Source organism: Amycolatopsis sp. NPDC057786 (genome assembly GCF_042797905.1).
GTDB lineage: Bacteria > Actinomycetota > Actinomycetes > Mycobacteriales > Pseudonocardiaceae > Amycolatopsis.
The window spans coordinates 1-23,582 of sequence record NZ_JBHVKW010000099.1 but is presented as its reverse complement, the minus strand read 5'-3'; the positions used below and the strand labels follow the sequence as shown (position 1 = coordinate 23,582).

Below are 23,582 nucleotides of genomic sequence, written 5' to 3'. Positions count from 1 at the left end.
AGTACGCGCCGGTTCTTCGTCGTGGCAACGGGTTCCGCTCCTTGAGAACCCGCACAAGGCTCGGAATCCCGGCGTAGCTTCGGCTTCGTGAGTACCGCAGACCCGCCCTACGTGCTCGCGGTGGTCGGCGCCGGTCCGCGTGGGATCGGCGTGCTCGAACGGCTCGGCGCCAACGCCGCCGAGCTGCTCGGCGGGCGGCGGCTGGTGGTACATCTCGTCGATCCCTTTCCCGCCGGGGCGGGACGGGTCTGGCGCTACGAGCAGTCGCCGTTGCTGCGCATGAACTCCATGCCCGAAGACGTCACGGTGTTCACCGACGACACCGTGCGGATCGACGGTCCGATCAGGCCGGGCCCGTCGCTGATCGAGTGGGCGCGCCTGGTCCGCTCGGGCGGGATCGACACCGGAATCGACGACAGCCTGCGCGCCGAACTCGAGGCACTGCAAAGCGATCACTTCCCGACGCGAAGGCTGCAGAGCGCGTACCTCATCTGGTTCCACCGCAAGGTATGCGCCGAACTCCCGGCCGGGATAGACGTCGTCGAGCACCGGACCCGCGCGGTGCGGCTCGAAGACGGCGAGCCGCAATCGCTCTGGCTGGAAGGCCGTGCGGAACCCCTGAAAGTGGACGCGGTCCTGCTCACCGTCGGGCACCTCGACGCCGAACCGGACGAACGGGAAGCCGCGCTCGCGGACTTCGCCGCCCGCCATGACCTCGCCTACTACCCGGCCGGTTACACCGCCGACGTCGACTATTCGGCGATCGGACCGGGGGAAACCGTGCTGGTACGCGGATTCGGCCTCGCGTTCGTCGATCTGATGCTGCTGCTGACCGAAGGCCGCGGTGGCCGGTTCGAAGAGCAGGCATGCGGTGGGCTGAAGTACCACCCCAGCGGCGCCGAGCCCGTACTGCACGTCGGCTCGCGGCGCGGCGTGCCGTATCACGCGAAGATCGGTTATCGGCTGCGCGGGAAACCCGCGCGGTTGCCCAAGTTCTTCGACGCCTACGCCATCGAAAGGCTTTGCGCGGCACCCGGGCGGATCGATTTCCGCCGTGACGTCTGGCCGCTGATCTCGAAGGAGATCGCGTGGGCCTATTACAGCGAGCTGTTCACAGCGCATCCCGAGCGGGTGCGCATGGATTTCGCCGTCTTCGCCGACGCCTTCGCGGACGCCGTGCCCGGCGAACTCGACGCGCTGGTGGCGCGCGCGGTTCCGGCGCCGGACGACCGGCTGGACCTGGATCTTCTCGACCGGCCCATGGCGGCCAAGGCCTTCGGCACCGCCGAGGAGTACGGCAAGGAACTGCGCGAGTACGTCGAAGCCGACTTGAGCCGGCGGGCGGATCCCGAGTACAGCGCCGACCTCGGGGCGTTCACGGCGCTGCTGTCCGTGATGGGCCGGCTTCCCGCGCTGGTGCAGACCGGGCGGCTCGACGCGGTCTCTCAACTGTCCGATTTGGACGGTTGGTTCCTCGGCTTCTTCTCCTACTTCGCCAGCGGCCCGCCTCCGCGACGGCTCGAAGAACTGCTCGCCCTCCAGGAAGCCGGCCTCGTTTCCTTCCTCGGCGCCGAAATGCGTGTGTCGGCGGACGAGCAACGCGGGGTCTTCGCCGCGTCCGGCGCGAGCTTCCCCGGCGTGACCGAGGCGCGGACGCTCGTCGAGGCGCGGCTGCCCGAACCGAGCGTCACCAGGGCGTCCGATGTCCTTTTGCGACAGTTGCACGCCGTCGGCGCGCTCGGCGAGGAGACCGTGCTCGACCCGGTGACCGGCGACAGGCTGCTCGCCGGACGTATCCACACCCGTGTCTCCGACGGCCGGGTGCTCGACGGCGAGGGCCGTGCGCATCCGCGCCGGTTCGCCCTCGGGCCGCATACGTCCGCGCGGTCCGCCGGGGCGTTCACCCGGCCGCGGACGAACGCGCTCCCGTTCCGGCAGAACGACGTCGTGGCGCGGGAGATCCTGAAGCTGGTCGCGGAGGCGTGACTAGCTTTCCCAGACGCGCGAAGGCAGTTCCTTCCGCACGATCGGGACGACATCGGCGGCGAAGAGCTCCAGTACTTCCCGTGCCTCCCCGGATTCCAGGCCGTCGACCGAGACCGCCTGCACCTCGTGCCCGAACGACGCGTGGTAGTCGCCGATCTTGTCGATCACCTGTTCCGGGCTCCCGACCAGCGCGGAACCTCCTGTGATCTTGTCCTCCAGGGTGGTGAACTCCGACTTGTTGTGCTGATACGCGGGTGTCTTCATCAGCGCCTCGAAGTACGGCCGGTAGCCGTCCAGCGCCGCCTGCGACGTCTTCGCGACGTAGAGCCCGCCCGCGCCCGAACCGACGAGCGCGTCCGCCGGGTCGTGACCGTACTCGGCCCACCGCCGCCGGTAATGGTCGATCAGGTCGGCGTACTTCTTCTTGGGATGGAAGCCGTTCGCGGTGAACAACGGGTCGCCGAACTTCGCCGCCAGCTCGGTCGACTCGGCGCTCGACGCGCTTCCGTGCCAGATCCGCGGCCGCGCGTGGAACGGCCGCGGTTGCGTCGTGACGTCGGTCAACGGCGCGCGGAACTCGCCCTCCCACGTCACGCCCTCCTCCAGGAACAGCCTGCGCAGCAGGGCGAACTTCTCCGCCTGGTACTCCCACTGCCGGTCCTCTTCGAGGCCGAACAACGGGAAATGCCGGGGATCGTTCCCCTTCCCGATCATGAGTTCCAGCCGCCCGCCGGAAAGCTGGTCGAGCGTGGCGTAGTCCTCGGCGACGCGGACCGGGTCCAGCACGCTGATCACGGTCAGCGTGGTCAGCAGCCGGACGCGCCGGGTGCGTTCGGCCACCGCGGCCAGGATCACCGGCGGTGCCGAGGAGAGGAACGGCTCGCCGTGCCGTTCGCCGACGCCGTACGCGTCGAATCCCAGTTCCTCGGCGAAGATCGCTTCGTCGACGACTCGGCGCAGGCGTTCGTGCTGGGTCGGTGTCACGCCGGTCGCCGGATCCGGATGATTGGCGACGAGCGAGAAGAGTGCGAATTTCATCGGGTCTCCAACGGTTTCCGGCCGGGGATGGCGGCGAGCAGCTCCCGGGTGTAGTCCGCGCTCGGCCGTTCGAGGACGTCTTGGGCGGGGCCGAGTTCGACGAGTTCGCCGCCGCGCAGCACGCCGACGGTGTCCGCGATCTGCCGGACCACGGCGAGATCGTGCGAGATGAACAGGTACGTCAGGCCGAGTTCGTCCTGGAGATCGGCGAGCAGCCGCAGGATCTGCGCCTGCACCGAGACGTCCAGCGCGGACACGGGTTCGTCGGCGACGATCAGCTCCGGGCGCAGCGCGAGCGCCCGCGCGATGGCCGCCCGTTGCCGTTGCCCGCCGGACAGTTCGGCGGGTTTGCGCTTCAGCACCGAGGACGGCAGCGCGACCTGGTCGACGAGTTCCGCCGCCCGCGCCCGCCGTTCCGCCTTCGTGCCGACGCCGAAGGCCCGCAGCGGCTCGGAGATGACGTCCTCGATGCTGAACTTCGGGTTCAGCGACGCGTACGGGTTCTGGTACACGAGCTGGAATCGGCGCCGCAGCCGTCGCAGCTCCTCGCCACGCAGCGAGGTGATGTCCTCGCCGTCGAACTCGACGACGCCTTCGGTCGGCGTCTCCAGCCGCAGGATCATGCGCGCGGTGGTCGACTTGCCCGAACCGGACTCGCCGACCAGCGCGAGCGTCCGGCCGCGGGCGATGTCGAACGAAACGCCGTCCACGGCGCGGACGCTCCCGAAGGTCTTGCCGAGATCGCGGACCGAGACCAGGACATCGGAGGACGGCGGCTTCGGTTCCCGCAGTGGCGTGTCGGACAGGCTCGGCGCGGCGGCGAGGAGCTCCCGCGTGTACTTCTGGGTGGGCGCCGCGAGGATCTCACCGGTCGTGCCTTCCTCGACCACGGTCCCCTGGGACAGAACCACGATCCGCGACGCCCGGTCGGACGCGACGCCGAGGTCGTGGGTGATCAGCAGTATGGCCGTGCCCGCCTCGGCGGCGAGTTCTTCGAGATGGTCGAGGATCTGCCGTTGCACGGTGACGTCGAGCGCGCTCGTCGGCTCGTCGGCGATGATGAGTTTCGGCCGTCCGGCCAGCGCGGCGGCGATCAGCGCGCGCTGACGGAGCCCACCGGACAACTCGTGCGGGTACTGCCGTGCCCGCGCCTCCGGGTCGACGATCCCGGCCTTGCGCAGCAGGTTCACCGCCTCCGCGCCGGCGCCGCGTTTGTCGGCGATGCCGTGGATGAGCAGCACCTCCGCGACCTGATCGCCGATCCGGTGCACGGGGTTGAGCGACACCGTCGGATCCTGGGGGACCAGCGCGATCTCGCGGCCGCGCACCGAACGCCAGGCGCGGTCGGACAGTTTCGTGAGGTCACGGCCGTCGAAGGTGATCTCGCCGCGGTCGATCCGCCCGCCGCGCGGCAGCAGCCCGATCGCCGCGTGCGCCGTCGTGCTCTTGCCGGATCCGGACTCGCCGACCACGGCGACGATCTGTCCTTTGTGGATGGACAGATCGACGCCGTCCACCGCGGGCACGGATTTGTAGGAAACCGCGAGATCGCGGATGGTCAGCAGTGCGCTCACCGCACGTCTCCTTCGATCGCTCTGGACAGCCGGTTCGCGGACAGCACCACGGCCGCGACGGTGAGTCCGGGGAAGGTCGTCATCCACCAGGCGGTGGCGAGGAAACCGCGGCCGCCCGCCACCAGCGAGCCCCATTCCGGGGTCGGCGGGGTGGCGCCGTAGCCGAGGAAGCTCAGCGCGCTCACTTCCAGTACGGCGGTGCCGAAGGTGAGCGTCGCGAGCGCGAGCACTGGGCCGAGCGCGTTGGGCAGAACATGCCTTCCGAGCACCCCGGTCCACCGCACGCCTCCCGCGCGGGCGGCCTCGACGAACACGCCACTGCGGACACGCAGCACCTCGGCGCGCATCAGCCGGGCGAACTGCGCGAGATTCGCCACCCCGACGGCGATCGCGACGTTGGTCGTGCCGAATCCGAGCGCGGTGACCAGCGCCAGGGACAGCAGGATGGACGGGATCGCCAGCAGGACGTCGACGCAGCGCATGATCGCCGAATCGAGGGCACCGCCCCGGAACCCGGCGAGCAGACCGAGCGCGGAGCCGGCGGCGAGTGCGACGACGACGGCGATCACGGTCGCCTGCAACGAAAGCGCGGCACCGTGCACCACCCGCGCGAAGATGTCGCGCCCGGTTTCGTCGGTGCCGAAGAGATGGTCGAGCGACGGCCCCCGCATCTTCTCCGCGGGGACGCCGGCGAGCGGGTCCTGCCCGGTGAAGAGGCCGGGGACGAGCGCCGCCAGCAGCGCGAACGCCAGGACGGCGATCGCGAGGATCAGGCCCGGCTTCGGCCGGGCGCGCACGAGAACGTCAGGCATCGGCCGTCTCCCGGTGTCGGATCCGCGGGTCCAGCAGGGGATAGAGGAGGTCGACGAGCAGGTTGACCACCACGAACACCAGCGCGGCGAGCACGATCACCGCCTGCACCACCGGGATGTCCTGCGCGGTCACCGCCGACGACGTCACGCGCCCGAGGCCGTCACGGGAGAACACCGTCTCGGTGATCACCGAACCCGCGATCAGGTTCCCCGCGACGACTCCCGCGATGGTCAGCGTCGGCACCGCCGCGTTGCGCAGTAAGTGTCCGAAGTGGACCCTCGACCGGCTCGCTCCTTTCGCCAGCGCGATCTCGGCGTACGGCTCGGCGAGCTGCGTGCGGAGGCTCTTCGCCAGTACCTGCCCGATGATCGCGCCGGTCGGGATGGCGAGCGTGATCGCGGGCAGGATCAGCGACTCGAAGCCGTTCGAACCCAGCGCGGGCAGCAGCTTGAGCTGGAAGGAGAAGAACTGGATGAGCAGCAGCCCGACCCAGAACGGCGGCAGCGAGATCCCCAGCGGTGGCAACGCGAGCAGGAGGTTGCCCAGCCAGCGGTGCCGGGTGAGGGTGCCGGCGAACGCGATCCCGCCGCCGAACAGGATCGCGAGTACCAGCGCGAATCCGGTCACCGCGAGGGTCGGCGGCAGCGCCGAGACGACCATGTTCGTGGCGTCGTCCCCGGTGGCGATCGAGCGGCCGAAGTCGCCCTGCGCCGCCGCGAGCAGCCGTTTTCCGTACTGCAGTGGCAACGGATCGTCGAGTCCGTACTCCGCCTTCGCGGCGGCCAGCTGTTCCGGCGTCACCGAAAGTCCGGCCTCGCCTCCGCCGAGTTTCGCGCTGACCGCGTCACCCGGCAGGAGGTAGAGGATCACGAAGGAGACGGTGAACGCGGCCCACAGGACGAAGACCGCCTGGAGGACCCGCCGGAGCAGATACCGCCTCACGATCCGGACACCCAGGCGTCGAACAGCTGAAGCCGGGACGACGCCTCGAAACCGACGCCGTGCGCGTTCGGCCCGTGCGCCAGCACCTGGGTCAGCTCGAACACCGGCGCCGAGTAGCCGTGCTCGATGATCGCGCGCTGCGCCTCCTCGGCGGCGGGCTTCCGTTTCGCCGGGTCCACAGTGGACGACTGGGCGTCGAGAGGCGCGTCGACCGGGTTGTCAGCGGGCAGCTTGCTGCGGTTGTTCGCCTTGGTGGAGAACAGGTTGCGCAGGATGTCCGGATCGGCGCGGGTGGTGTTGTACCAGAGATACTCGTAGTTCCCGCTTTGCGTGATCTGCACGCTCTCGGCCGTCGTACGCTGCTCGATCTGAAGGTCGAAGCCGATCTTCCGCAGCTGCTGCTGGACGAGTTCGAGCACGCTCTTGTTCTGGTTGAACACCAGGGAGAAGACGACCTTCGCGGTCAGCCGCCGCCCGTTCTTGGTGCGGATCCCGTCAGGACCGGGAAGCCAGCCCGCGCTTTCCAGCAGCGCCGTCGCGCCCGCCGGATCGTAGGCGAGCAGCGGCGACAGGTCGGCGTAGAACGGCGTCGCCGAGCCGAGAACGCTGGTGGCGGGCTTGTAGTTCGGCGTCAGCACGGTGTTCGTGACCTCGGGCCGGTTGATGCCCTTGACCACCGCCTGGCGGACCTTCTCGTCGGTGAGCACGCCCTTGGTGACGTTGGCGTGCAGGTTGAACACGACACCGGGGTTCGGGCGGGTGGGCTCGGTGAAGCCGTTGCCGGTGAACTGCGGTTCGTCGACCGGCTGGACGTCGGTGATGGCGTCGAGCTGCGCGGAAGCGAGACTTCCGGTGCGCACACCGGGTTCCGGCACGATCTTGTAGGCGATCTTGTCGAGGTACGCCTCACCCTGATGCTTGAACAGCGACGAGCCCCAGTTGTAGCCCTTGCGTTTGGCTAGGACGATTTCCTGGTTCTGCTTCAGACTCTCGAAAACGAACGGTCCGGAGCCGATCAGGCCGTCGCCCTGGCACCGCTGATCGGCGGTCTTCCGGTACGCGGCGGGCGCGAGGACGCCGAGCGACATCGTCGAGCTGGCCTGCAGGAATTGGGCGCTGGGAACGGAGAACTCGACCTTGACCGTCTTCGGGTCGACGACCGTCGTTCCCTTGTAAACGGCCAGATAGCCCGAACCGAGCTGCGATTTCGGGCCGAGGGCCTTGACCGCGTCGAAGCTCGTCTTGACCGCGGCGGCGTCGACGGGACTGTCGTCGGAGAAGGTCGCGCCGTCGCGAAGATGGAAGGTGAACGCGGTCGAATCCGCGTTGCTCTCCCATTTTTCGGCCAGCCATGGCTTGATCTCGCCGGTGGCCGGATCCTGGTCGGTCAGCGAGTCGACCAGCTGACGGCCGACGTTGAGCGAAGCGTTGGTACCGACCTGTTGCGGGTCGATGCAGTCGGGACTCGACGAGATCCCGAGGCGCAGCGTGCCACCGGGTTTGGGCGGCCCGGCGTCGGCACCCGTCGAACCGCCGGCGGAAGAGCAGGCGGTGGCGAAAAGTGCGGTGAGCGCGAGTAAGGAAGTGGCGGCGGTACGGGACACCGGGTGGCCTCCAGCGGGGAACGGAGCGCGCTTTTGCTTGCGCTGACCCGATTCACGCTAATCACGCCCTTGAGGCCCGCCCACATGCTGAGCCCGGCTCCCAGCCCGCGAAACTTCCCGGCTTTCCGCTTGACAGCCCCGAAAGTACGTGAAGGCCCCCTTCATGTACCTAGGCGCAAGGAAGGAGGCCTTCATGTACTTAGGGGTTTCAGCAGCGGTTGAGCATGTCCGTCAGCGCGGTCTTCTCCGCCGACTTGATGCTCAGCTTGTACTTGTACTTCACCGTGGTCCACATCTTCGCGTAGGTGCACCAGTAGCCGACGGTCGGCGGCTTCCAGGCGTCCGGCGACTTGTCGCCCTTCTCCTGGTTGACGTTGTCGGTGACGGCGATCAGCTGCGGCGCGCTGAGGTCGTTCGCGAACGCCTGCCGCTGCGCGGTGGTCCACGACGAAGCCCCGGTGCGCCACGCGGCGGCCAGCGGGACGACGTGGTCGATGTCCACATCGGACGCCGCGCGCCAGGTGGCGCCGTCGTACGGGCTGAACCAGCTGCCGGAGACGGCGGCGCAACTGCTGTCCTGCTGCACGTTCGTGCCGTCCCGCTTCAGCACGACCTCGCGGGTGTTGCAGCTGTTGCCCTGGTCGGACCAGTGCGGGAACTTGTCGCGGCTGTACCCGGTCGACGAACCGTCCGGCTTGACGGTCAGCGCGGCGAGCTGGGTCTTGGCGGTCGTGGTCGACGGGATGCCGGGGGGCGTCGCCTCGGCGACGCCGACCACGCCCGCGGAGACGATCGCCGAGACGGCGAGAACGGTGAAGGAGCGACGAACAGCAAGCGCAGTTGGCATATTGCTGCCTCCGTGTCAGGTTTGGGGACCTGGTCACCTTGCGGTACGGATATGACCCACGCAACACCATCGGATGACACTCTGCTGGCTATTCGTGAACGGAGGGTGTCACGAGCAGGTAGGACAGGGTGTCCGCCGCCGAAAAATCTTCGGAAAGTCCAGCTGATGGTTCTGAGCCGAACGGGTTAGTCCAGCCCGCGGACCAGCCGGAGGTCCTCCGTGTGCCGGTACCAGGTCCACCGGCTCATCGCGCGTGGATGGGCGACGCCGTCGATACTCGGCCGGGTCGGGATGCAGCCGAGCTGGAACGCCCGCGCGTAATGCGTCGAAGGCCGTTTGAACAGCGTCCCCTTGGTCACCCGGACCATCATCCCTGGGCCGCTCGTGTCCGGCTCGACCTCGATCGAGCGCGCGGGCCCGCGCAGCACGGTGTGCTCGTCGCAGTAGGCGACCCCGCGGATCATCCCGATCACCCCGCGCCCGACCAGTACCCCGCCGGTGTCGTCGCGGATCAGCGGCACCGGATCGACCTCGCCACGCAGGGCGAGCGAGAGGGCACGCAGCGGCTGCGTCGGCAGGCTCCAGATGCGGGCGACGTCGGAGTCCGGCGACGACGGCACGAAGCCGAGCGACACGCCCGAGAGCTGTTCTTTTCGTAACAGCCGCAGCGCGACGGCCGCGAGGTCCGCGTCGGTGCCCGCGACCACCAGATGATCGTGTTCCCCCAGCAAGGGGTCGATATCCGCCTTGCCGGGACGGCTCGGGACGTGCACCATTTCGACGTCGTCGATCTCCGGGAGTGTGGGCTCGCCCTCGGGACAGACCACCACTATTCCGCGCACCCGAAGGCCCTCCGTTACGCTCATGCACCGGCATTTACCAGCGCCAAACCACAAGTCGCCGAACACCTGGAGTGTCACATGCCGGCCATCGTGCTGATCGGGGCCCAATGGGGGGACGAGGGCAAGGGCAAGGCCACCGACCTGCTCGGCGACCGCGTCCAGTGGATCGTGCGTTACCAAGGCGGTAACAACGCGGGCCACACCGTAGTCCTTCCCGACGGGCAGAACTTCGCCCTCCACCTCATCCCGTCCGGGATCCTCACGCCGGGCGTCACCAACGTCATCGGCAACGGTGTCGTCATCGACCCCGGCGTGCTGCTCGACGAACTCGCCGGGCTGGAGGAACGCGACGTCGACACCAGCAAACTGCTGATCTCCGCCGACGCGCATTTGATCATGCCGTACCACGTGGCGATCGATAAGGTCACCGAGCGTTACCTCGGCAGCCGCAAGATCGGCACCACCGGCCGCGGCATCGGCCCCTGCTACCAGGACAAGATCGCCCGGGTCGGCGTCCGCGTGCAGGACCTGCTCGACGAGAAGATCTTCCGGCAGAAGGTCGAGTCGGCACTCGAGTTCAAGAACCAGGTGCTGGTCAAGGTCTACAACCGCAAGGCACTGGACGCGAACCAGGTCGCCGACGAGGTGCTGGCCGCGGGCGAGAAGTTCGCGCACCGCATCGCCGACACGCGTCTCCAGCTGAACCAGGCCCTCGAACGCGGCGAGACGGTGCTGCTCGAAGGCTCGCAGGGCACCCTGCTCGACGTCGATCACGGCACCTACCCGTTCGTGACGTCGTCGAACCCGACCTCCGGCGGCGCGAGCGCGGGTTCGGGTATCGGCCCCGGCAAGATCGACACCGTGCTGGGCATCCTCAAGGCCTACACCACGCGCGTCGGCTCCGGCCCGTTCCCGACCGAGCTGGACGACGAGTCCGGCGAGTACCTGCGCAAACAGGGCGGCGAGTTCGGCGTCACCACCGGCCGCTCGCGGCGCACCGGCTGGTTCGACGCGGTCATCGCGCGTTACGCGGTGCGGGTCAACGGCATCACCGACTACTTCCTCACCAAGCTGGACGTGCTGTCCGGCCTGGAGAAGGTGCCGGTGTGCGTCGGCTACGAGGTCGACGGCTTCCGTACCTACGACATGCCGATGACGCAGACCGACGTGCACCACGCGCTGCCGATCTACGAAGAGCTGCCGGGCTGGTTCGAGGACATCTCGGGCTGCCGCACCTTCGAAGAGCTGCCTGCGAACGCGCGGGCCTACGTCGAGCGGCTCGAAGAGCTCTCGGGCGCGCGGATCTCGGCGATCGGCGTCGGTCCGGGCCGGGAGCAGACGATCGTGCGTCACGAGTTCGTCTGACCTTTCATAGCGTCTCAGGCGAGTGAGGTCTTCACCGGCGTCGGGTTCCGGAACAGGTCCAGCACCGGGCAGTGCTCGTCCACCTGCCGCTTCAGGTTCTCGTAGACCTCCGCCCCCGCGGGCCCGCTCAGCTCGACCGAAACACGCACGTCGCCGAAGCCGGGGCGAGTCTCCGAGAACCCGAAGAACCCGTGCAGGTCGATGTCGCCGTCCACGGTCACCTTCACGCTTTCGAGCGGCACACCGAGCTTCGCCGCCCAGAACTGGTACGTGATCACCTGGCACGAGCCCAGCGAGGCGAGCGCGTATTCGACCGGGTTCGCCGCCGTGTCGGTGCCGCCGAGCGCGGCTGGCTCGTCGACGGCGAACGAGTGGTCGCGCACCCGCACGTCGACCCGTGTAGCGTCCCGGGGTTCAGCGCGTTGGCGACGCTGAACGAGACGGCGGCGTTGCGCGGGTCGGCGTCGACGGCGGTCTTGGTTCCTTCGATGACATCGGTCAGCGACATCGGGTCACTCCAGGATCGGGGGTTCGGACGCCGCCCAGGGTGGGCCAACACCGGAAACCGCGCGCGTGATCCCAGTCCGTGAAAAGGGAAATATCCTTGAGGCAGCGCCGTTGCCGTTGAACATGACCATCGGAGTGGCACTCCCGTCCGGGGACACCGCGGACGCCGTCAACATCGTCGACGAACTCATCACGCAGACCCGTCAGGCCGCCGACGCGGGCCTGACGTCCGCCTGGTTCTCCCAGCAGATGGAGCACGACGCGATCACCGTCGCCGCCCTCGCGGGGCGCGCGGTCCCGGGAATCACCGTCGGGACCGGCGTCGTCCCGATCTACCCGCGACATCCGTTGCTGATCACCGGCCTCGCGCAGACGGCTCAGGCCGCCACCGGCGGCCGATTCGTCCTCGGTCTCGGAACCGGCGCGAAGAACTGGCTCGAACCGGCGTACGGCATCGAGTACCCGTCGCCGGTCAAGCACCTTCGCGAGTACCTGACGGTTCTTCGGCAGGTGCTCGACGGCGGCGAAGTCGATTTCCACGGCGAGACGGTCCGGGCACACGCCAAGGGCTTCGCGGCTTCGCTGTCTGTCGCGGGGTCTTCGGACATCCCGGTGATCATCGCGGCGATGGGACGGCAGGCGCTGCGCGTCACCGGCGAGCTCGCCGACGGCACGATCCCCTTCCTCGCCGGGCCGAAAGCCCTTTCCGGGTTGATCGTCCCGGAGATCACCAAGGCCGCCGCCGGCCGTCGGGCGCCGCGGATCATCGCGATGGTCCCGGTCGTCGTGACCGACGACCCCGGCGCCGTCCGGGTCCAGGTCGACCGGCAGTACGCGTTCTTCCGCGACATCCCCTCCTATCGCGCGATCTTCGACGTCCAGGGCGTGGATTCCGCCGGTGAACTGGTGATCGCCGGGGACGAGGAGACCGTCGCGGCCGAGATCCGGCGGTACTTCGACGCCGGGGCGACGGAGGTCGTCGCGACGCAGAGCGGCATCCGGAACGGGGAAGAGCGGCTTCGCACCTGGAGCGTCCTCGGAGACCTCGCCCAGCGCTGACTCAAGTGTCATGAAAGGGGCGTTCAGGACATTTATCGTCCTGAACGCCCCTTTCATGACATCCAGGGACCCAGTGGCCTTGCTCACAGCGTTCGGATTGTGCATACTCGTGCGCATAGCGAACACAGCTGGAGGTCCCCATGTCCCCTGCCGCGGCCCGTTCGTGGGTGGTTCCACTCGCCTGGACGGCGGTACTGCTCGACGGCTTCGACCTGGTCGTCCTGGGTACGGTGCTGCCCGCCCTGCTCCGTGACCACGTCTGGGGCCTGACCCCCGGCACGGCGTCGGTGATCTCGACGTTCGGCCTGATCGGCATGATGATCGGCGCGATGGCGATCGGCACGATCACCGACCTCATCGGCCGCCGCAAGGCGCTGATCATCGCGGTCATCGCCTTCTCGGCGTTCACCGCGCTCTGCGCGATCTCGCCGTCGGCGTTCGTCTTCGGCCTGCTGCGCTTCCTCGCCGGGCTGGGCCTCGGCGGCTGCCTGCCGACGGCGATCGCGCTGGTCACCGAGTACGCCCGCAAGGGCAAGGGCGGTAGCGCGACCACCACGGTGATGACCGGTTACCACGTCGGCGCGGTGCTCACCGCCCTGCTCGGTATCTGGCTGATCCAGCCGCTCGGCTGGCGCGCGATGTTCGTGGCCGGCGCGCTGCCCGCGCTCGTGCTGGTGCCGCTGATGATCAAGTACCTGCCGGAATCCGAGTCCTTCGAGCGGGCGCGGGAGACGCAGGGGGCGTCGGCGACGCAGGTCGTCGGCGGGCTGTTCCGCGGCGGGCTCCTGCGCGCCACCATCGCGTTCTGGGTGACGTCGTTCATGGGGCTGCTGCTGGTCTACGGGCTCAACACCTGGCTGCCGGAGATCATGCGCCAGGCCGGGTACCCGCTGGGCGCGGCGCTCGGGCTGCTGCTGACGCTAAACCTGGGCGGCGTCGCCGGCCTGCTGGTCGCGGGCCGGGTGGCGGACAAGGTCGGCGTGCGGCCGGCGGTGATCTTCTGGTTCCTCGGGGCGGCGGTGTTCCTGGCCCTGCTGAGCGTGAAGCTGCCCGCTGTCGGCCTGTACGCGGCCGTGTTCCTCACCGGCGGCTTCGTGTTCAGCGCGCAGGTGCTCGTGTACGCCTACATCGGCAAGACGTACCCGGATGCGATGCGCGCCACCGGAATCGGCTGGGCGGCGGGTGTCGGCCGGGTCGGTGCGATCAGCGGCCCGATCCTCGGCGGTGCGCTGCTGACCGCCGGAATCGCGTACCCGTGGGGTTTCTACGCCTTCGCCGCTGTCGGGGCGTTGGGAGCGGCCGCGGTGACCGGAGTCCGCGCCGGCCGCTCCCTGGAGGAGACCGCTACCCCAGTTCCTTGAGTTCCTTTTCCACCGCGGCGAGTTCTTCCTCGGAACCCTGCACCTTCGGGCCCGTGAACCACTTGCGTGCCGAGGCGAACCACCACACCGCCGCACCACCGAGTACGACGAGGAAGGCGATTGGCGTGTAGTTGAAACTGTCGATGGTGATCGGTGATCCCTGCGGAAGCATGAACAGCACGAAGATGAAGCACACCCAGACCGTCGCGACGGTCCCGATGAGCTTCCCCCAGCGGCCGAGGTTCCACGGTCCGGGTTCGAAGTCGTCGCCCTTGCGCACCCGCAGGAACACTGGGATCACGTAGGCCACGTAAAGGCCGACGACGGCGATCGAGGTCACCGCCGCGTAGGCGGTCGCGCTCCACAGGTACGGCAAGGCGAGCAGGAGCGCGCCGCCCGCGGCCAGCCACACCGCGTTGGTCGGCGTCTGGGTGCGCTTGTTGATGCGGTGCCAGAACTTCGACCCCGGGATCGCGCCGTCGCGAGCGAAGGCGTAGATCATCCGCGAGTTCGCGGTCACCGACGCCATCCCGCAGAACAGCTGTGCGCCGATGCAGATCAGCAACAGGAACTTGCCGGTCGTCGCACCGGTCGCGTCGATGAAGATCTGCGCGGGCGGCACCCCGGTTTCGGAGCCGGCGGCGCCCACGTAGTCCTGGATGGCGAACGTGAGGCCGATCAGCAGGATCCAGCCGGCGACCAGGGAGACGAGGATCGAGTTGATGATCCCGCGCGGTCCGGCCTTCGCCGCGTTCTTGGTCTCCTCGGTCATATGGGCCGAGGCGTCGTATCCGGTGAGTGTGTACTGCGCGAGCAGAAGGCCCAGTAAGAAGACGTAGACAGGCGACGCCCAGCCGGTGTTGTTCACGAACTCGCCGAAGACGAACGACGCGTCCTGGTGGTTCTCGGGAACGATGATCAGCACCCCGACGATGACCAGCACACCCGCGAGATGCCACCACACGCTGATGCTGTTCAGCAGCGCGACGATCTTGACGCCGAAGGTGTTCAGCAGCCCGTGGATCACGAGGATGATCGCCAGCAGCAGGATCGTGTGGCCCGGCGTCGCCTCGAAGCCGAACTGCAGGTCGAGGAAGGCGTTGAGGAACAGCGCGGCGCCGAAGTCGATCCCGGCGGTGACGGCGATCTGCCCGATGAGGTTGAACCAGCCGGTGAACCACGACCACGCCGCGCCGTTGCGCGGGGCGAGCTTCGCCGCCCAGTAGTAGAGGCCGCCCGCGGTCGGGTAGCTGGAGCAGACCTCGGCCATGCCCAGCCCGACCAGGATGACGAAGAGGCCGACCAACGGCCAGCCCCAGATCATCGCGGCGGGCCCGCCGGTCTTCATGCCGAACCCGTAGAGGGTCAGGCAACCGGAGAGGATCGAGATGATCGTGAAGGAGACGGCGAAGTTGGAGAAGGCCGACATCGTGCGCCGGAGTTCCTGCGCGTAGCCGAGTTGGTGGAGCCGGGCACTGTCTTCGTCGGCGGGTTCTGCGGCCTGCTTGTCAGAGACATCCATCGGGCACCCACTTCAAAGGTATGCGGACAGACCATTGAGATCCGCCGAAATTAGGCCCGCCGACCTGCGCATGTCAAGGTCCCGTCAAGACCTCGCCCCCTCCGGACGCTATGAAAGGTCCTTTCCTTGCAAATTTTGCAAGGAAAGGACCTTTCATAGCGCTCCCCGCCGCAGCGCGAGGACGCTTAAGGGCCGCACCTTCGCCTGAACTGGTCACTCGGCGTGGCGGGCGCTACCGCGACACAGCCGGTGAAGTACATGAAGGCCCCCTTCCTTACGCCAGGCGCAAGGAAGGGGGCCTTCATGTACTGGGACCTCAGCGGCCCTGGAACGCCTTCACGGCCTCCAGCGCGGTGTCCGGGTGGTCCGCGAAGTACCCGTCGACACCCGCCTTGAGGAACGCCTCCTGCTCGGCGAACGCGTTGCCGTACTCGGCGGGGTTCGCCGACGAGCGCAGGCTCTGCGGGAGGAAGTTGTTCTCGTTGCGGAACGTGTACGGCCCGACCTTCAGCCCGGCCTGGTGCGCGTCGGCGACCAGCTTGGTCGGCTGCCCCAGCGCGCCGTTCACCACCGGGATGACCTGCGCCTTCTCCGGGCCCAGGTAGTCCGCGTACTTCGAGATCTCCTTCAGGCCCGCCGGCGTCACGAGGTCGGCGTACGTCCGCGGGTCACCCTTCGCGACGAAGTCGGCCGGAGCGCCGCTCGCCGAGGTCAGCTGCAGCAGCGGCACCCGCACCTGGCGCGAGAGCGCGATCAGGTTCGACACCTCGAACGACTGGATGATCACCGGCGCCTTCGGGTGGTTGAGCCCGTTGCGCTTCAGCAGCTCGACCAGCTTCGGCTCGGTCGGGTTCTTGATCGAGGAGAAGTAGGTCGAGTGCTTGATCTCGGGGTACGTCCCCAGTTCACGGCGCAGTTCGCGGCCCAGACGGCGCGTCAGGTCGATCACCTCCTGGTAGGTGGCGATCTGGTAGCGGCCGTCGTAGATCTTGTTGTTCGGCCGCAGTTGCGGGATCCGCTCGGTCGCGCGCAGGGTCTTCAGCTCGGCGAGCGTGAAGTCCTCGGTGAACCAGCCGGTGAACGACGTGCCGTCGATGACCTTCGTCGTCTTCCGGTTCGCGAACTCGGGGTGCTTCGCGACGTCGGTGGTCCCGCCGATCTCGTTCTCGTGCCGGGCGACGAGCTGGCCGTCCTTGGTGGGCACGAGGTCGACGTCGACCCAGTCGACGCCCTGACGGTAGGCGAGTTCATACGAGGCGAGCGTGTGCTCCGGCCGGTAGCCGGGAGCGCCGCGGTGTCCGACGATCACCGGACCATCGTGACCCTTCGCCAGCGCCGACACATCTCGGGTGCTCGGCTCGGCAGCGCCTGCCAACCCTGTGACGCTGAGTACGGCGAGTCCGGACAGGGCGAGCACGCCCAGGCGCTTTCGCATGGTGGGTAACCTCTTTCGCTTGAACTCGGGATACCGCGCAACCCTTGACGCAGGAGGCGTCCGGACGGCGAAGACGGACCGGCGGAGCGCTGACCGCCGGGTGAACGCCGGATGGAACCACCCGCTCGAGGACGGCGACGTGTTCGGGGCTCACCGGCCCGGTTACCCTGTGCGTCGTGCGCGTACTGGTAATCGGGTCCGGCGCCCGTGAGCATGCACTTGTCCTCGCGGTCGCGGAAGACCCTTCCGTCACCGCACTGGCCTGTGCCCCGGGTAACGCCGGCACCGCCGCGGTGGCCGAGCAACTCGGCGTGGACGCGGCGGACCCCGAGTCCGTCTCAGCCCTCGCCAAGCAGTGGCAGGCGGACCTCGTCGTGGTCGGTCCCGAGGTCCCGCTGGTGGCCGGTGTCGCCGACGCGGTCCGGAAGGCGGGTATCGCCTGCTTCGGCCCGTCCGCGTCCGCGGCCAGGATCGAGGGATCGAAGGCGTTCGCGAAGGACGTCATGGCGGCCGCGAAGGTGCCGACGGCGCACTGCGAGGTGGTCGACAATCCGGCCCGCCTCGACGCCGCGCTCGGCCGTTTCGGCCCCACCTGGGTGGTCAAGGACGACGGCCTCGCCGCGGGCAAGGGCGTCGTGGTCACCACGGACGTCGACGTCGCGCGCAAGCACGCCCTGATGCTGCTCGACGGCGGGCACCCGGTGCTCCTGGAGTCCTTCCTGGACGGCCCGGAGGCCTCTCTCTTCTGCTTCGTCGACGGGCGCACGGTCGTCCCGTTGCTGCCCGCGCAGGACTTCAAGCGCGTCGGCGACGGCGACGCGGGCCCGAACACCGGCGGCATGGGCGCGTACGCCCCGTTGCCGTGGGCACCGAAGGACCTGGTCGACGACGTCGTCGCCCGCATCGTGCAGCCCGTGGTCGACGAACTCGACAACCGCGGCGCCACCTTCTCCGGCCTGCTCTACGCCGGTCTCGCGCTGACTTCCGAGGGCCCGCAGGTCATCGAGTTCAACTGCCGGTTCGGCGATCCGGAGACCCAGGTCGTCCTGGCGCTGCTGCGCAGCCCGCTCGGCAAGGTCCTGCACGCGACGGCGACCGGCAAGCTCGCCGACCTGCCGCCGCTGGAGTGGGACTCCGGCGCGGCGGTCACCGTCGTGCTCGCCGCCGACGGCTACCCCGGCAAGCCGAGGACCGGCGACGTCATCACCGGTGGCGAACTCGAAGGCGTGCTCCACGCCGGCACCCGCCGCCGCGACGACGGTGCCGTGGTCTCCTCCGGCGGCCGCGTGCTGTCGGTGGTCGGCACCGGCAAGAACCTGAAGGCCGCCCGCAAGGACGCGTACGCGACGGTCGAGAAGGTCCACCTGGCAGGCTCCCACCACCGCACCGACATCGCCCTGCTCGCCGCCAAGGGAGAGATCGCCACCCCGGTCTCGTGAATTCCGGACGGAACCGCTCGGGCGGCCGCTGCGTCTAACCCGGTATTTCCTGAGAAGCTTAGGCGCTCGATACACCGGCGTTGGTAGCCTCGACAGGGCGAACGGTCACCGTGCGTGTTTCCAAGGGGTGGGGAATGGCAGCATCGAGCAAGGTCCAGGACCTCACGTCGGCGGTCCCGACGCCACCGTCGGTGGCCGACATCAGAGTCGACCCGTCGAAGCTGCTCGAAGTGGCGAAGATCGTCGAAGAGCAGGTCGACGCGTTGCAGGACAAGCTCATGACGCGGCTCGACCAGCTGCGGATCGACACTCCGGCCAACGACACCGTGAGCGTGCACGCGACCAGCGTCTGGAACGAGCTCGTGGCCGACGGCGACCAGTCGTACGCCGCGCAGGTCCGCGCGTACGTTGCCGGTCTGCGGGGATTGGTCAACCAGCTCCGCACGGCGGCCAAGGAGTACAAGACCAGTGATGCGGACAAGGCCGCCGCGTTCGGGGACCGTGGTGTACACCGGGCGTAGGCCTCGTGTGCTGGTGACCGGTGGGGTGCTCACCCTCGCGCTGGCCGGATGCGCCACGGACACGGGCGGGCAGGCATTCCCCGACGAACCGGCGCTGGCCTCGGTCACGCAGGGCGCCAAAGCGTCGGCATTGCCCGCCAGGCCCGCCGAACTGAGCCTGCAGGGCGTCGATCCGTGTGCCCTGCTCACCGATCCGCAGCTCGACCAGCTCAAGATCAACAGCAAGCCGCGCGCGGCGGCGGAACCGATCGACGGCCCGACCTGTGTCTTCGACTCGGACGCCGCGCAGCCCTTCCACGGCTATTACGTCCGCACGATCACCGCGGACGTCGAAGAGTGGTTCACCGGCAAGCGCCGCAAGAACAGCATGACGACGGAACCGACGGTGGTCGGCGGGTTCCCGGCCATCAGGAACCACCGTGACGCCGGCACGCCGGGCGACTGCGAAACGCTCGTCGGTGTCGCTCGGGGCCAGACGCTGGCGGTGCGGGCGGTGGCCGTCACCGCCGGCGCCTTCACCATGCCGCAGCTGTGCGAGATGTCCGCGCAGGCGGCCGATTCGGCTTTGCAGACCTTGAAAGCACGCAACTAGGGAGGGCGGCGTGAACGTTTCCGACCTCGCGGGCAGGCTCCGCGATCTTCGGTTCGACGGCTACACCGACACCGGGATCGCGACCGAGATCGAACGCTTCCGCAGCGGTGACGGCACCGGCAGTATCGGTATCGCCGTCGACGCGTTGAAATCCGTCGCGGGCGCGCTCGCGGACACCGACAAGACCCTGCGTGACGAGCTGGGCAAGCTCGGCGTGGAATGGCAGAGCGAGGCCGGTGGTGCCGCCGGTCAGGTGTTCACCGAGCAGGCGGGCTTCTCCCAGGACGCGAACTCGAAGGTCTCGCATTCCGCGGAGATGATCTTCGCGCAGGGTGAGGCCTTCAACCGGACCCTGCACAAACTCCCGGATCCGGAAGTGGTCCGGAAGGGCGCCGGCGGCCTGACCATCGGTGACGTCGTCCTGAGCCTCATCGGGTTCGAGACCGACCACGCCAAGAGCGTCAGCGCCGCGAACAACGCGCGGGCGCAGGCGCAGGAGGCGTTGAACGACTACGCCAAGACGAGCGGCGAGAACCTGCTGTCGACCGACACGCTGGCCGACCCGCAGGCGATGAACCTGACTCAGACCACGACGGCCGCCGGAGCGGGCGGCGGTTCCGCCCCGCTCGACCTGGCGGGTACGGCCACGGACCTCACCCCGGACGGCAGTGTTCGGCCCGCGTCGGCCGCCGTCGAGTCGAAGTACGTGCCGCCGGTCGCGCAGCCCGTCGGGAACCCGAAGGCGCCGTCCTACGACGCGCCGACCCCGGCCTACGGCGTCGCCATGGGCGGCGGGACGGCCCGCAAGACCGGTGCGTCGGCGCCGAACGCCGGGGCCACGGCTCCCGCGGCCGCCGCCCCGACCACGCCGTCCGGCACGTCGAGGCCCAATCCCGCGCCGGGTGCGGGCTGGGTGACGCCGAACCGGCCGTCCCCGCAGCCCGAACAGAGCAGGCCGTCGTACCCGGTCACCGGCTCGCCGACCTCGCCGCCCTTCGTTCCGCCGGGCGCGCCGAACTCCCCGAACGTCCCGCCGGGTCAGTCCACCGGAAGCGCGCCGCCGAACAGCACCACGTCGGCGCAGCCGGTCGGCAAGTCGTTCGGCACCGGCCCGGGTGTCGACGGCGCGCTCGGCAAGGGCCCCGGTTCCAGCTCGGGTCCCGGTGTCTTCGGCAACATCGGTGGTGGCGCGGGTGGCGGCGACCAGGCGCTCGGCAAGGGCCGCTCCGTCGGCTCCGGACCGCAGGCGCCGATGGCTCCCGGCAACGAATCCGGCCGCGGTTTCCCCGCCGTCCCGAAGATCACCGGCCCGGCCGCGGGCGACCTGGGCGCCGGTGCCGCGGCGCTCGGCGCCGGTGTCGCCGGTGGTGCGCTGAGCGGCGACCGGGAACGCGACCGCCGTCCCCGTCAGGAAGGCGGCGTGAAGCCGACCCGCCAGCTCCCGATCGGTGAGCTTCCCGAAGAGGAGGCCATGCGGCGCTCGGAGAAGATCGGCGCGAAGCAGCCGAAGCCCGAGTCGAAGTTCATGGAGCGTGCGGCCACCCAGGACGTCGAAGAGGACGCGGAGCACATCAGGCGTTACGGCGTCGATGACAAGGACCTGTTCACCGACGAGCGGCTGGTGTCGCCGGACGTGATCGGTGACCACGGCAACCGGGAAGCGCGCTGAACCTGTGCCGAACGACAACGGCAGCCTGGTGCTGTCCGCACTCGAGTTCGAAATGCTCTGGGAAGCCGAACGGCTGCCCGGCCGCCATGTCGCACTCGACGTGCCGAGCCCCGGAACGACCCACACGGAGCGGGCGGCGCTGATCGAAGAGGCCTGGGAATCCCTGCGCGCGCGAGGTCTCGCGCGGGGACACCAGGCGTCGGGCGAGCTGGTCGACATGCTCAACCTGTTCGCGCACCCGAGGGTCGCGATCGACGTCTGGGTGTGGACCGACCGCGAGATCAAGGGCCAGGCGGTGAGCGTCGGCAACCAGGCCTTGCTCGGCGTGATCGACTCCGGCCAGGTGTGGCTGATCCCCGCCAGGGAGAGCTCCCTCGCCGAAGCCGCGGTCTCGGTCGCGGGTGATCTCGGTCCCGGTGTCGGGCAGTCGATCAGCATCCCGCATGACGTCCTCGTCCAGGCCGACGCCGCCGCCCGCGGCGATGCGAAAGCGCTGGTCACCGCGCTGGAAGACCTCGACGTGCCCCTCTGGCAGGCCCAGGAGGTGGCGGGCATGCTGCTCGGCCAGGAGGCGCGCGGCCAGTTCGGTGTCGAACGTGCGGGCCGCGACGGCCGCCCCCGGCGCGCGGACAGCGTGGTCGCCTTCTACGACACGGACGCGGGCCGGTACCTGTTCCAGGTCGCGCGCAACCGGGACGGGCGGGATTGGGCGACCATCACCCCGGCGGACAACCAGTTGCTGGCGACCAGGATCCGGGAAGTCGCCGATTTCTGACTTGCCCGATTCGCGGTTTTCGCGAAGTCGATATCGGCGGGGTGGAAGTTGGCGTGGATACGCGCACGCCGCACTGCCGAGGTCTTAAAGTATGCGCGGGAACCGTCCTGATCGGCCGCGCGTCTGATCGGGCGGATACGAGTTTTTCCGTGAAGGGGATGACGAACCGTGCCTGTGTACGACCCGGAATCCATGGGGATCGCCGCCGGTCAGGTGGAGAAGCTCAAGGACGAGTTCGAGAAGACCAAAAAGGGCGTCACCGGGATGGATGACGAGAAGGAAAGCCCCTTCGGCGGAGTGGACGAGCACGGCGACGCGCAGGGTGCGGTCGGCAAGTTCAAACAGGGCGTCCACAACGAATTCGATTCGGCCGGTCAGCTGATGGAGGCCACGGCCTTCGTGCTGCGAAAGGCGGCAGGCCTGATCAAGGAGACCGAAGCGGTCCACGTGGACAACCTGAAGGTGCACGGAGACCTGTGACGATTCGCCAGGCCGGGGGCCGGAGAACAAGGGGGCTTGAGCAGTGGGTTTGAACGGTGTCGGCGCCGGGGTGCCGGACGGCTGGGGCGAACTGGTCAAGAAGGCCGAGCAGGTCGAAAAGGTGAACCTGGCCGCCATTCAGAACGCGTCGAAGCAGTTCAAGACGGCCGCCGACAACGCGGGTGACCACAGCGCGGCGTTGACCAACTCGACCCAGGCGTTGAACGGCGGGGTCTGGGCCGGGCCCGCCGCGGAAGCCTTCTTCGAGTACGTCAAGTCGATCACCCAGGCCGGGAAGAACGTCGAAGAGCAGCTGGGCAAGGTCGTCGACGACCTCGACCGTGTCCACGCCGATCTCGGCAACATCAAGACCCAGGTCGCCGACGCCTACAAGGGCGCCGAGGAAGCGATCAACAAGCGGAACACCCAGGCGGAGACGGACAAGAACGCGGCGATCCAGGCCGCCGCGCAGGCCGAGAAGGAGCACAAACCGGCGCCGAGCCCTTCGGCCGACGAGATCATCCAGAAGGCCAAGACCGACATCAACAAGATCGCCAGCGACGCCGACACCCGGGTCAAGGGCCTGCTCGACCAGGCCAACCAGATGATCCAGAAGTCGCAAGAGCTGATGAAGAAGGACATCGAGGGCGGCTACTCGAAGGTTCCGATGCCCGGCAAGGACGGCTCCGTCCCGAAGCGCACAGGCGGTCTCCACGCCGGCAGCGGTGGCGGCGGTGGAGGAGGCGGCGGCGGTGGCGGTGGGGGCGGCGGCCTCGGCCCGAGCGGTGGTCCGCCGTCGACGACCCCGCCCGGCAACGTCCAGCAGTGGATCCAGGAGGCCATCAAGATCCTGCAGGCCAACGGGATCCCGGTGACCGAGGCGGATATCCAGAAGATCTGGACGATCATCGAGAAGGAGTCCGGCGGTAACCCCAACGCCATCAACAACTGGGACTCCAACGCGGCGAAGGGCACGCCGTCCAAGGGTTTGATGCAGTGCATCGACCCGACCTTCAACGCGCACAAGCTTCCCGGGCACGACGACATCTACAACCCGGTGGACAACATCATCGCGGGCGTGCGGTACACGTTCTCGCGGTACGGCGGCTTCGAGGGGCACCCGGGGCTGAAGTCCATGGCTGGTGGCGGCGGATACCAGGGCTACTAACGGCCTCGTGAGTGGCAGGGACGGTTAGAACCGTCCCTGCCAC

20 protein-coding genes and 1 pseudogene are annotated in these 23,582 nt (G+C 68.6%); 11 read left to right on the top strand and 10 right to left on the bottom strand.

Annotated elements, in window-relative coordinates:
• Positions 1-87: 87 nt before the first annotated feature.
• Positions 88-1,986, top strand: a complete 1,899-nt coding sequence (locus tag ACFVM3_RS34210; RefSeq protein WP_378444038.1) for an FAD/NAD(P)-binding protein — start codon at positions 88-90, stop codon at positions 1,984-1,986.
• On the opposite strand, the gene ACFVM3_RS34205 is transcribed toward ACFVM3_RS34210, so the two are convergent.
• The 7 genes from ACFVM3_RS34205 to ACFVM3_RS34175 form a co-directional block, all read right to left on the bottom strand.
• Positions 1,987-3,024 (bottom strand): LLM class flavin-dependent oxidoreductase, encoded by a 1,038-nt coding sequence (locus ACFVM3_RS34205; protein ID WP_378444037.1) that lies wholly within the window; start codon positions 3,022-3,024, stop codon positions 1,987-1,989.
• On the bottom strand, positions 3,021-4,598 hold the full coding sequence (locus ACFVM3_RS34200) for a dipeptide ABC transporter ATP-binding protein (RefSeq protein ID WP_378444036.1): 1,578 nt from the start codon (positions 4,596-4,598) through the stop codon (positions 3,021-3,023). Before ACFVM3_RS34200 ends, ACFVM3_RS34205 begins: the two co-directional genes overlap by 4 nt.
• On the bottom strand, positions 4,595-5,410 hold the full coding sequence (locus tag ACFVM3_RS34195; RefSeq protein WP_378444035.1) for an ABC transporter permease: 816 nt from the start codon (positions 5,408-5,410) through the stop codon (positions 4,595-4,597). Before ACFVM3_RS34195 ends, ACFVM3_RS34200 begins: the two co-directional genes overlap by 4 nt.
• Positions 5,403-6,353 (bottom strand): ABC transporter permease, encoded by a 951-nt coding sequence (locus ACFVM3_RS34190; protein ID WP_378444034.1) that lies wholly within the window; start codon positions 6,351-6,353, stop codon positions 5,403-5,405. Before ACFVM3_RS34190 ends, ACFVM3_RS34195 begins: the two co-directional genes overlap by 8 nt.
• Positions 6,350-7,957, bottom strand: coding sequence for an ABC transporter substrate-binding protein (locus ACFVM3_RS34185; RefSeq protein ID WP_378444033.1), 1,608 nt, complete (start codon positions 7,955-7,957; stop codon positions 6,350-6,352). Before ACFVM3_RS34185 ends, ACFVM3_RS34190 begins: the two co-directional genes overlap by 4 nt.
• Before the next feature lie 208 nt (positions 7,958-8,165).
• On the bottom strand, positions 8,166-8,804 hold the full coding sequence (locus tag ACFVM3_RS34180; protein WP_378444032.1) for a DUF1524 domain-containing protein: 639 nt from the start codon (positions 8,802-8,804) through the stop codon (positions 8,166-8,168).
• Positions 8,805-8,989: 185 nt separating this feature from the next.
• The gene (locus ACFVM3_RS34175) at positions 8,990-9,670 is read right to left on the bottom strand and encodes a hypothetical protein (protein ID WP_370641828.1); all 681 of its coding nucleotides are present in this window, start codon (positions 9,668-9,670) and stop codon (positions 8,990-8,992) included.
• A 54-nt stretch (positions 9,671-9,724) separates the two neighbouring features.
• On the opposite strand from ACFVM3_RS34175, the gene ACFVM3_RS34170 reads away from it, so the two are divergent.
• A complete protein-coding gene (locus ACFVM3_RS34170) occupies positions 9,725-11,011 on the top strand; it encodes an adenylosuccinate synthase (RefSeq protein WP_016338079.1) in 1,287 nt (428 codons plus the stop codon).
• 14 nt (positions 11,012-11,025) lie between these two features.
• On the opposite strand, the pseudogene ACFVM3_RS34165 reads toward ACFVM3_RS34170, so the two are convergent.
• Positions 11,026-11,519, bottom strand: a pseudogene (locus tag ACFVM3_RS34165) (OsmC family protein).
• A gap of 122 nt (positions 11,520-11,641) precedes the next feature.
• Here ACFVM3_RS34165 and ACFVM3_RS34160 point away from each other — a divergent pair.
• Both ACFVM3_RS34160 and ACFVM3_RS34155 read left to right on the top strand, forming a co-directional pair.
• Positions 11,642-12,577 (top strand): TIGR03564 family F420-dependent LLM class oxidoreductase, encoded by a 936-nt coding sequence (locus ACFVM3_RS34160; RefSeq protein ID WP_378444031.1) that lies wholly within the window; start codon positions 11,642-11,644, stop codon positions 12,575-12,577.
• A gap of 140 nt (positions 12,578-12,717) precedes the next feature.
• Complete coding sequence (locus ACFVM3_RS34155) at positions 12,718-13,938, top strand: MFS transporter (protein ID WP_378444030.1); 1,221 nt, start codon at positions 12,718-12,720, stop codon at positions 13,936-13,938.
• Here ACFVM3_RS34155 and ACFVM3_RS34150 read toward each other — a convergent pair.
• A complete protein-coding gene (locus tag ACFVM3_RS34150) occupies positions 13,922-15,460 on the bottom strand; it encodes an amino acid permease (protein WP_378444029.1) in 1,539 nt (512 codons plus the stop codon). The two genes, ACFVM3_RS34155 and ACFVM3_RS34150, sit on opposite strands and share 17 nt — an antisense overlap.
• A 316-nt stretch (positions 15,461-15,776) precedes the next feature.
• Positions 15,777-16,895 carry a glycerophosphodiester phosphodiesterase gene (locus ACFVM3_RS34145; RefSeq protein ID WP_378444028.1) on the bottom strand — a complete coding sequence of 373 codons (1,119 nt, stop codon included), beginning with the start codon at positions 16,893-16,895 and terminating at the stop codon, positions 15,777-15,779.
• 176 nt (positions 16,896-17,071) lie between these two features.
• Here ACFVM3_RS34145 and purD point away from each other — a divergent pair, with 176 nt between their 5' ends.
• The 7 genes from purD (at position 17,072) to ACFVM3_RS34110 (ending at position 23,539) form a co-directional block, all read left to right on the top strand.
• Positions 17,072-18,334 (top strand): phosphoribosylamine--glycine ligase, encoded by a 1,263-nt coding sequence (purD, locus tag ACFVM3_RS34140; RefSeq protein WP_125679596.1) that lies wholly within the window; start codon positions 17,072-17,074, stop codon positions 18,332-18,334.
• 134 nt (positions 18,335-18,468) lie between these two features.
• A complete protein-coding gene (locus ACFVM3_RS34135; RefSeq protein WP_034312497.1) occupies positions 18,469-18,855 on the top strand; it encodes a PE domain-containing protein in 387 nt (128 codons plus the stop codon).
• The gene (locus ACFVM3_RS34130; RefSeq protein WP_378444027.1) at positions 18,806-19,447 is read left to right on the top strand and encodes a DUF3558 domain-containing protein; all 642 of its coding nucleotides are present in this window, start codon (positions 18,806-18,808) and stop codon (positions 19,445-19,447) included. Before ACFVM3_RS34135 ends, ACFVM3_RS34130 begins: the two co-directional genes overlap by 50 nt.
• A gap of 10 nt (positions 19,448-19,457) precedes the next feature.
• Complete coding sequence (locus ACFVM3_RS34125; RefSeq protein ID WP_378444026.1) at positions 19,458-21,116, top strand: hypothetical protein; 1,659 nt, start codon at positions 19,458-19,460, stop codon at positions 21,114-21,116.
• Between the two features lie 4 nt (positions 21,117-21,120).
• Positions 21,121-21,891, top strand: a complete 771-nt coding sequence (locus ACFVM3_RS34120) for an ESX secretion-associated protein EspG (RefSeq protein WP_340686230.1) — start codon at positions 21,121-21,123, stop codon at positions 21,889-21,891.
• A 168-nt stretch (positions 21,892-22,059) separates the two neighbouring features.
• Entirely contained in the window at positions 22,060-22,371 is a 312-nt protein-coding gene (locus ACFVM3_RS34115; RefSeq protein ID WP_340686231.1) for a hypothetical protein, read from the top strand.
• 43 nt (positions 22,372-22,414) lie between these two features.
• Positions 22,415-23,539, top strand: coding sequence for a transglycosylase SLT domain-containing protein (locus tag ACFVM3_RS34110; RefSeq protein WP_378444025.1), 1,125 nt, complete (start codon positions 22,415-22,417; stop codon positions 23,537-23,539).
• Positions 23,540-23,582 lie beyond the last annotated feature (43 nt).